This is a genomic window from Streptomyces sp. P5F9 (assembly GCF_057961495.1).
Window position 1 is genome coordinate 1 of record NZ_JBXVPZ010000443.1, and the last position, 7924, is coordinate 7924.

Here is a 7924-nt window from a genome sequence, read left to right on the forward strand (position 1 = left end):
GCCGCCGCTGCCCGGGAAGCCTTCGGGCCGTGGTCGCGTACGCCGGCCGGGGAGCGTGCGGCGATTCTCGGGCGGGCCGCGGACATCATCCGGGGCGGGCTCGTGTCGTACGCCGAACTCGCCCAGGCGGAGACCGGCGCCACGACCGGGACCGCGCGGGGCATGCAAGTGGGCGTCGCCGCGGCCCGGTTCCGGCGGTACGCGACCGTGGAGCCGGCCGAGTGGGCGATCGCGCCGCAGGTCAACGAGGCGGGGCCGTTCGGGCGGGCGGCTGTCATGGGCGCGCTCGCCGTGCGGCAGCCGGTGGGTGTTGTCGCCTGCGTCACGTCGTACAACAACCCCTGGGCGAACCCCGCCGGGAAGATCGCCCCCGCCCTCGCCATGGGCAACACGGTTGTCGTGAAACCGGCACCGCAGGACCCCTTGTCCGTGTACCGGATGGCCGAGGCGCTGGAGGCGGCCGGGGTGCCGCGCGGGGTCGTGAACGTCGTCAACGGGCAGTCGGTGGAGGTGGGGGAGGCCGCGGTCGAGTGCGGTGACGTCGACATGGTCAGCTTCACCGGTTCCACGGCTGTCGGGCAGCGGATCGCCGAGGTGTGCGGGCGCGGGATGAAGCGGCAGTTGATGGAGCTGGGCGGGAAGGGCGCGGCGGTCGTCTTCGACGACGCGGATCTTGCCTCTGCCGTGTCCGGGATCGGTACGACGTTCTCCTTCTACAGCGGGCAGATCTGTACGGCGCCCACACGGGTGCTGGCGCAGCGCGGTGTGTACGAGCGGGTCGTGGAGCAACTGGCCGTTCAGGCCCGGGCATTGAAGGTCGGCGACCCCCGTTCGCCGGACACGGTTGTCGGGCCGGTGATCTCGGCGGCACACCGGGAGCGCGTCGAGTCGTACGTCGAACTGGGCCGGAAGGAGGGCGCGGTGGTCGTCGCGGGCGGCGAACGGCCGTCCGACGGGCCGGGGTTCCTCGTCGCACCCACCGTCCTCGCCGACTGCGGTGCCGAGATGCGGGTCGTCCGCGAGGAGATCTTCGGCCCGGTCGTCGTGGTCGTCCCCTTCGACTCCGAGGAGGAAGGGATCGCCCTCGCCAACGACAGCGACTACGGCCTCATCGACTATGTGTGGTCGGGGGACGTGGCCCGGGCGTTCCGGGTGGCGCGGCTGCTGCGGGCCGGCGGGGTGGGCGTCAACACCGTGGGGCGCAACATGGAGGCGCCGTTCGGGGGCTTCAAGAAGAGCGGGGTCGGGCGGGACGTCGGCTCGTACGCGCTGCACGCGTACAGCGAGGTGCAGGCGATCGTGTGGCCGGGGTGACGCCAGGCCCATTACGTTCCAAGTAGAGCCCGACGAGCCGCATCCCCGCCCACTGTCACCTGTCCAGATCCACCCGCACCGTCAGCAGACTCGACCCCATCGCCTTCACCGCCGCGCTGTTGAAGCGGGGCAGGGTGCGCAGGCGGGCCTGGGGGTCGTCGTCGGGGAGGAGATGGGCCGTGCCGGTGTGCCAGCGGCCCATGATGCGGACCCGGACCTTCGGGTTCGCCTTGATGTTGCGGACGTACTGGGAGAGCTCGCCGAACTCCGATACCAGCCAGAACGTGTCGCCGATGCGGCGGCCGCCGAGCGGGGTGCGGCGCGGCTGGCCGGAGACCCGGCCGGTGGTCTCCAGGACGGTCTGGGTGGGGAGGCGGCGCGTCACGCTGTTCAGCAGGCGCTGGAAGCGGGTGACGCTGCGGTACTTGGCCTCGGGGTTCGATGTGGGCATCGGTTTGCTGATCTCCTGTTGGTGGGCCGGGGGTGTGGACTTCAATGGTGCCGTGCGCGTCGTGACGTGGAACCTGTGGTGGCGGTACGGGCCCTGGGAGGCCCGCCAGAAGGCGATTCTCGCCGTGTTGCGTGAACTGCGGCCCGACGTCGTCGGGTTGCAGGAGGTGTGGGATGCCGAGGGCGAGAACCTCGCCGGGTGGCTCGCCGCGGAACTCGGTATGCACTGGACCTGGGGAGCCTCCCACGACCCCGGGTTCTGGCAGCGGCGACTCGGCGACCCCACCGTCGGGATCGGCAACGCCGTCCTCAGCCGCTGGCCCGTCGCCGAGCGGGCCGTGCTGCCGCTGCCGCCCGGGGACGGTGACGGCGGCCGGCTCGCGCTGTACGCGGGGCTGGACGCGCCGGGGCACCGCGTCCCCTTCTTCACCGTCCACCTCTCCTCCGCCACCGAAGCCTCGGCCGTACGGTGTCAACAGGTCACCGCACTCGCGGAGTTCGTCGCCGCCCACCGTGGGGACGGGCCCTTCCCGGCCGTCGTCACCGGCGACTTCAACGCCTGGCCGGACTCGGACGAGGTGCGGCTCTTCGGCGGGTACCGGACAGCGCCGGCCGTACCCGGTCAAGTCCTCATGGACGCTTGGGACTTCGCTGAGTCGGGGGCCCCGTCGGCCACCTGGGACCTCGCGAATCCCTACGTGGCGGGCACGTTCGGGCCGAGCGTCCGTATCGACTACGTCTTCGTCGAACCGACCGGGAAGGGCGGGCTCGGCCATGTGCGGGGCGTACGGCGGGCCGGGGACGGGCCGGTCGACGGGGTGTGGCCGACCGACCACGCGGCCGTCGTCGTGGACCTGAGCGCCTAGTTCACCGGTTCACCGGCTCACGGCTTGGCTTCGCCCAGGAAGATCGGGTTCGTGAACGCCGCCAGTGCCCCCGGTACCGTTCCCGCCGCCGTCTCGTGCCTCAACTCGGCCCGTACGTACGCCGCGTAGGACGCCGTCGTGTGCCACTCCACGGTCCCCGCCCCGGAGACGGACAGCGGATCGCTGGTGAACAGGACCCCCTGGTCGGTCACGAAGCGGACGGTGCAGCGCGGGGCGCCGGTGGCTTCCAGCCGTAGCGTGACCGGGGTGTCCGCGTCGACTCCCAACCGCTCGCCGATTCCCGCGTGTTGGGCCCGGCCGCCGGTCGCGGTGAAGGTGAGGGAGAGGTTCTTGGACTCGGAGACGTAGGAGTGGCCCGCGCGGAGGCCGTCCTGGATCGCCTCCCTCGTCAAGTCGTCGGCCAGGACGACGGTCTGGGGCAGGCCGATCGCGTCGGGGTCACGGTGGGCGTCGCTGTTGCCCATCGCCGGGAGCCACTCCCGGTTCTCCCGTACGGAGGCCACCAGCGTCGCGTCCCAGGAGGCGAGGGCGACCTCGTCGTCGGGCGTGTAGGGGCCGTTCCACACCTCGACGGCGTCCGCCTCGCCGAAGCCGAACTTCCAGGCGCAGCCGATGCAGGTGGCGTGCGGGTGGGCGGGGACGACCAGGCCGCCGGCGCGGCGGATCTCGCGGGCGTACTTTCCGAAGCGGTTGTCGCGTGCCCGGTAACGCCAGTCGATGAAGGTGCCGGGTTCGGTGCCGAGGGCGACGACGTGACCGTTACGCGTGGTGACTTCCTCACCGAGCATGATCAGCAGGTCGTCGCCCGCCTCCGAGGCCCAATGGGGGTGCGAGGACTGGGTGTTGTGCTCCGACGTGTTGATGAAGTCCAGGCCCGCCGCCCGCGCGAGCGCCGAGATCTCGGCGGGGGTGCGGCGCCCGTCGGAGTACCAGGAGTGCAGGTGGCAGTCACCCCGGTACCAGGCCCGCCCGCGCCCCTTCGCCCGCTCCGGCGGGTACACCGGCCGCGGGGCGACGCCCGGTTCGCCGTAGGTGAGCGTGATCGTGAGCTCGTACGACAGCCCCTGCGGGGAGACGGTGTACGGGCCCAGCGCGACGTGCCAGGTGCCGGCGCGCACCGGGCCGGGGATGTAGCCGGGCGTCGCGTCGTCCATCCGGATGAAGAACTCCGTGCGGGCCCCGCCCGACCAGCCCCGGAAACCCCTGCCGCCCAGGTCCGTGCCGTGCTGGTCGAAGATGCCGATGTCGAGGGCGTTGCCCTGGGTGCCGGCCGGGACGGACGGTCTGTCGTAGGTGTACGCCACCTTCAGCTCGCGGACCCCCGCCGGGACCTCGACGGGCACGTACACGTAGTCGGGCGAGCCGGTCGGGAGGGTGCCCCGAACCGTCCGGCTCTCCTGGTCGCCGTCTGCCGCGGCCGCGGCGCCGCTCGCGAAGCTCACGCTTCCCAACGTAAGCGCGGCGGCGGCGCCCGTCACGAACAGCGCGCGCCGGTTGAGACCGTTTCCGTGATCGTCGTCGCACATGCTGCTGCTCCCGGGGTGTCGTGAGTGACAGGGATGGCGCGGAGGTGAGCGGAGATGACCCGTACGACTCTGATAGTCGGCTGTGAACTCCCGTGCAAGGACAGGGAATCGGCGGGTGTCGGGAAACCGGACCGGCGCGGACGAGAGGGGGAGTGCTCCCGGTGCCAGTGACGCCGTGTAACGACCTGCCCGGAAGGAACGAATCGGCCGCCCCTCTTTGGCCTGATCAGACCGATCGTATGCTCGAAGGATGACGACTCCCGCGAGCTCCGGAACCGGCCCGACCGAGAACTCCATGCGTCGCGCCCTCAAACGCGCCCGTGACGGCGTCGCGCTCGACGTCACGGAAGCGGCGGTGCTGCTCCAGGCGCGCGGTGAGGCCCTCGACGACCTCACCGCGTCCGCCGCCCGGGTGCGCGACGCGGGCCTGGCGACGGCCGGCCGCCCCGGCGTGATCACGTACTCGAAGAGCGTCTTCATCCCCCTCACCCGCCTCTGCCGCGACAAGTGCCACTACTGCACCTTCGTCACCGTCCCCGGTAAGCTCCGCCGCGCCGGACACGGGATGTTCATGTCCCCGGACGAGGTCCTCGACATCGCACGCAAGGGCGCGGCCCTCGGCTGCAAGGAAGCCCTGATCACCCTCGGCGACAAGCCCGAGGACCGCTGGCCGGAGGCGCGCGAGTGGCTCGACGCGCACGGCTACGACGACACGATCGCGTACGTCCGCGCCATCTCCATCCGCATCCTGGAGGAGACGGGCCTGCTCCCGCACCTCAACCCCGGGGTGATGACCTGGACGGACTTCCAGCGCCTCAAGCCGGTGGCCCCGTCCATGGGCATGATGCTGGAGACGACGGCGACCCGGCTCTGGTCCGAGCCGGGCGGCCCGCACTACGGCTCCCCGGACAAGGAACCGGCCGTGCGCCTGCGGGTGTTGGAGGACGCGGGCCGCTCGTCCGTCCCCTTCACCTCCGGCATCCTGATCGGCATCGGCGAGACCTACGAGGAGCGCGCGGACTCCCTCTTCGCACTCCGCAAGATCTCCCGCTCCTACCACGGCATCCAGGAACTGATCATCCAGAACTTCCGCGCCAAGCCGGACACGGCCATGCGCGGCATGCCGGACGCGGAACTGGACGAGCTGGTGGCGACGGTCGCGGTGGCCCGGCACATCATGGGCCCGTCGGCCTGCCTCCAGGCCCCGCCCAACCTCGTCGACTCGGAGTACAAGCGCCTGATCGGCGCGGGCATCGACGACTGGGGCGGAGTCTCCCCTCTCACCATCGACCACGTGAACCCCGAACGCCCGTGGCCCCAGATCGAGTTGCTGCGGGAACAGTCGGCGGAGGCGGGCTTCGAACTCCGCGAACGCCTCTGCGTCTACCCGGAGTTCGTGGGCCGCGGCGAACCCTGGCTGGACCCGCGCCTGTTGCCGCACGTACGGGCACTGGCGGACCCCGAGACGGGCCTGGCACGCGAGGACGCGACGGTGGAGGGCCACGCGTGGCAGGAGCCGGAGGAGGCGTTCGTAGCGACGGGCCGTACGGATCTCCACACGACGATCGACACGGAGGGCCGTACGTCCGACCGCCGTGACGACTTCGACGAGGTCTACGGCGACTGGGGCGCCCTGCGCGAGGCGGCGGCGCCCGGCATGGTCCCCGAGCGCATCGACACGGACGTACGGCAGGCGCTGGCGACGGCGGCCGACGACCCGACGAAGCTCACCGACGCGGAGGCGCTCGCGCTGCTGCACGCGGACGGCCCGGCGCTGGACGCGCTGACGCGGATCGCGGACGACGTACGGAAGTCGGTGGTCGGGGACGAGGTGACGTACATCGTCACGCGGAACATCAACTTCACCAACGTCTGCTACACGGGCTGCCGTTTCTGCGCCTTCGCGCAGCGCCGTACGGACGCTGACGCGTACACGCTCTCCCTGGACCAGGTGGCGGACCGGGCCCAACAGGCCTGGGAGGTAGGGGCGGTCGAGGTCTGCATGCAGGGCGGTATCCACCCCGACCTGCCCGGGACGGCGTACTTCGACATCGCGAAGGCGGTGAAGGAACGCGTCCCCGGCATGCACGTCCACGCGTTCTCCCCGATGGAGGTCGTCAACGGCGCGACGCGGACCGGCCTTTCGATCCGCGAGTGGCTGACGGCGGCGAAGGAGGCGGGCCTCGACACCATCCCCGGCACGGCGGCGGAGATCCTCGACGACGAGGTCCGCTGGGTCCTGACGAAGGGCAAGCTGCCGACGGCGACATGGATCGAAGTAGTCACGACGGCACACGAGTTGGGCATCCGTTCTTCGTCGACAATGATGTACGGCCACGTGGACCAGCCGCGCCACTGGCTGGGCCACCTCCGCACCCTGGCTGGGATCCAGCAACGCACGGGCGGCTTCACGGAGTTCGTGACACTGCCGTTCATCCACACCAACGCGCCGGTCTACTTGGCGGGGATCGCGCGGCCGGGCCCGACGATGAGGGACAACAGGGCGGTGGTGGCGATGGCGAGGTTGTTGCTCCACCCCCACATCCCCAACATCCAGACGAGCTGGGTGAAGTTGGGCTCGGAGGGTGCGGCGGAGATGCTGCGCTCCGGGGCGAACGACCTCGGCGGCACGCTGATGGAGGAGACGATCTCGCGGATGGCGGGTTCGTCGTACGGCTCGTACAAGTCGGTGCGTGACCTGATCGCCGTAGCGGAGCTGGCGGGCCGACCGGCGAGGCCGCGCACCACCCTCTACGGCGAGGTGCCGGAGGAGCGGCAGCGGGCTGCTTCGGTCTCGGACGGACACCTGCCGGAGCTGCTGCCGGTGCTGGACTGAGCGGGAGGAGGGCCGGACGGGGGCCGGTACGATGATCCGACCCCTGTTCGATCGGGATGTGGGGGCTGTGAGTAGCTGAGGAGATGCGTGCCCGTGCCTGCCTCCAAGGTCTGGGTGACCGGTCTGACGGTGGGAGCGATCGCCGCGGTCACGGTCCTGGCCGTCCAGGCCGACAAGGGCCCGCACCCGAAGGCGTCCGCCGCCCGCCCGAGCGCCTCGGCGTCCGCGCACGCGTCCACGTCCCCGAAGCCGCACGCGACGGCCGCCGCGGTACCGGCCTCCTCCGGCACCGGGCGGCGCATCGTCTACGCCGTCGGCCAGAAACGGGTCTGGCTGGTCGACGCGAGCGACAAGGCGGGCCGTACGTTCGCCGTCTGGCCGGGCACGGTGAGCCCGGACCCGGGCACGTACACGGTGTCGGTCCGCAAGGACGCCACGACGGGCTCCGACGGCGTCCAGATCGAGAACATCGTCTACTTCGCCACCAAGTCCGGCCTCAACATCGCCTTCTCCAACGCGGTGGACGGCTCCTCGCCCCCGCCGGCGGCGGGCAAGGAAACGGGCGGAGTCCGCACGGGCAAGGCGGACGGGGCGGCACTGTGGGCATTCGGGACGACGAGCACGAAGGTCATCGTGGTCAAGTAGCGGACCGGTCACCACTCGGGTCCCGAAGTTGGCTCTGGTCCTGAGTTGTGAAGTGACCGTTGGGCCGCCCGCTTCTTGGTCAGTGTCGGGCTTCCGCGGCCCGAGTAAAGGGCGCTCCGCTGCGCTGCGCGTCGCCTTCGGCGATGGCCCTGCGGGCCACCCTTGACTAGGGCCGCTCCAGCCCGTTGGAGAAGCGAGCGGGCGGCCCCGAGGGATGGGTGGCCAGGGAGCCGTCCCCTTGCCTGAACTGTGTTGCCGGCCGGTGT

6 protein-coding genes are annotated in these 7924 nt (G+C 71.2%); 4 read left to right on the forward strand and 2 right to left on the reverse strand.

Going from position 1 to position 7924, the window contains the following annotated elements; genetic code table 11:
- Positions 1-1314, forward strand: a 1314-nt coding sequence (locus AC31A1_RS41815; RefSeq protein ID WP_489658314.1) for an aldehyde dehydrogenase family protein, incomplete at its 5' end; no start/stop codon positions are given.
- 55 nt (positions 1315-1369) lie between these two features.
- On the opposite strand, the gene AC31A1_RS41820 is transcribed toward AC31A1_RS41815, so the two are convergent.
- A complete protein-coding gene (locus AC31A1_RS41820) occupies positions 1370-1765 on the reverse strand; it encodes a nitroreductase/quinone reductase family protein (RefSeq protein WP_489658315.1) in 396 nt (131 codons plus the stop codon).
- 52 nt (positions 1766-1817) lie between these two features.
- Here AC31A1_RS41820 and AC31A1_RS41825 point away from each other — a divergent pair, with 52 nt between their 5' ends.
- Positions 1818-2630, forward strand: coding sequence for an endonuclease/exonuclease/phosphatase family protein (locus AC31A1_RS41825; RefSeq protein WP_489658316.1), 813 nt, complete (start codon positions 1818-1820; stop codon positions 2628-2630).
- 17 nt (positions 2631-2647) lie between these two features.
- Here the strand turns inward: AC31A1_RS41825 and AC31A1_RS41830 are convergent, their stop codons facing one another.
- A complete protein-coding gene (locus tag AC31A1_RS41830; RefSeq protein WP_489658317.1) occupies positions 2648-4177 on the reverse strand; it encodes a CehA/McbA family metallohydrolase in 1530 nt (509 codons plus the stop codon).
- A 250-nt stretch (positions 4178-4427) separates the two neighbouring features.
- On the opposite strand from AC31A1_RS41830, the gene AC31A1_RS41835 reads away from it, so the two are divergent.
- Positions 4428-7013, forward strand: a complete 2586-nt coding sequence (locus AC31A1_RS41835; RefSeq protein WP_489658318.1) for a bifunctional FO biosynthesis protein CofGH — start codon at positions 4428-4430, stop codon at positions 7011-7013.
- Between the two features lie 93 nt (positions 7014-7106).
- The gene (locus AC31A1_RS41840; protein WP_489658319.1) at positions 7107-7658 is read left to right on the forward strand and encodes a hypothetical protein; all 552 of its coding nucleotides are present in this window, start codon (positions 7107-7109) and stop codon (positions 7656-7658) included.
- The last annotated feature ends 266 nt before the right edge of the window (positions 7659-7924 follow it).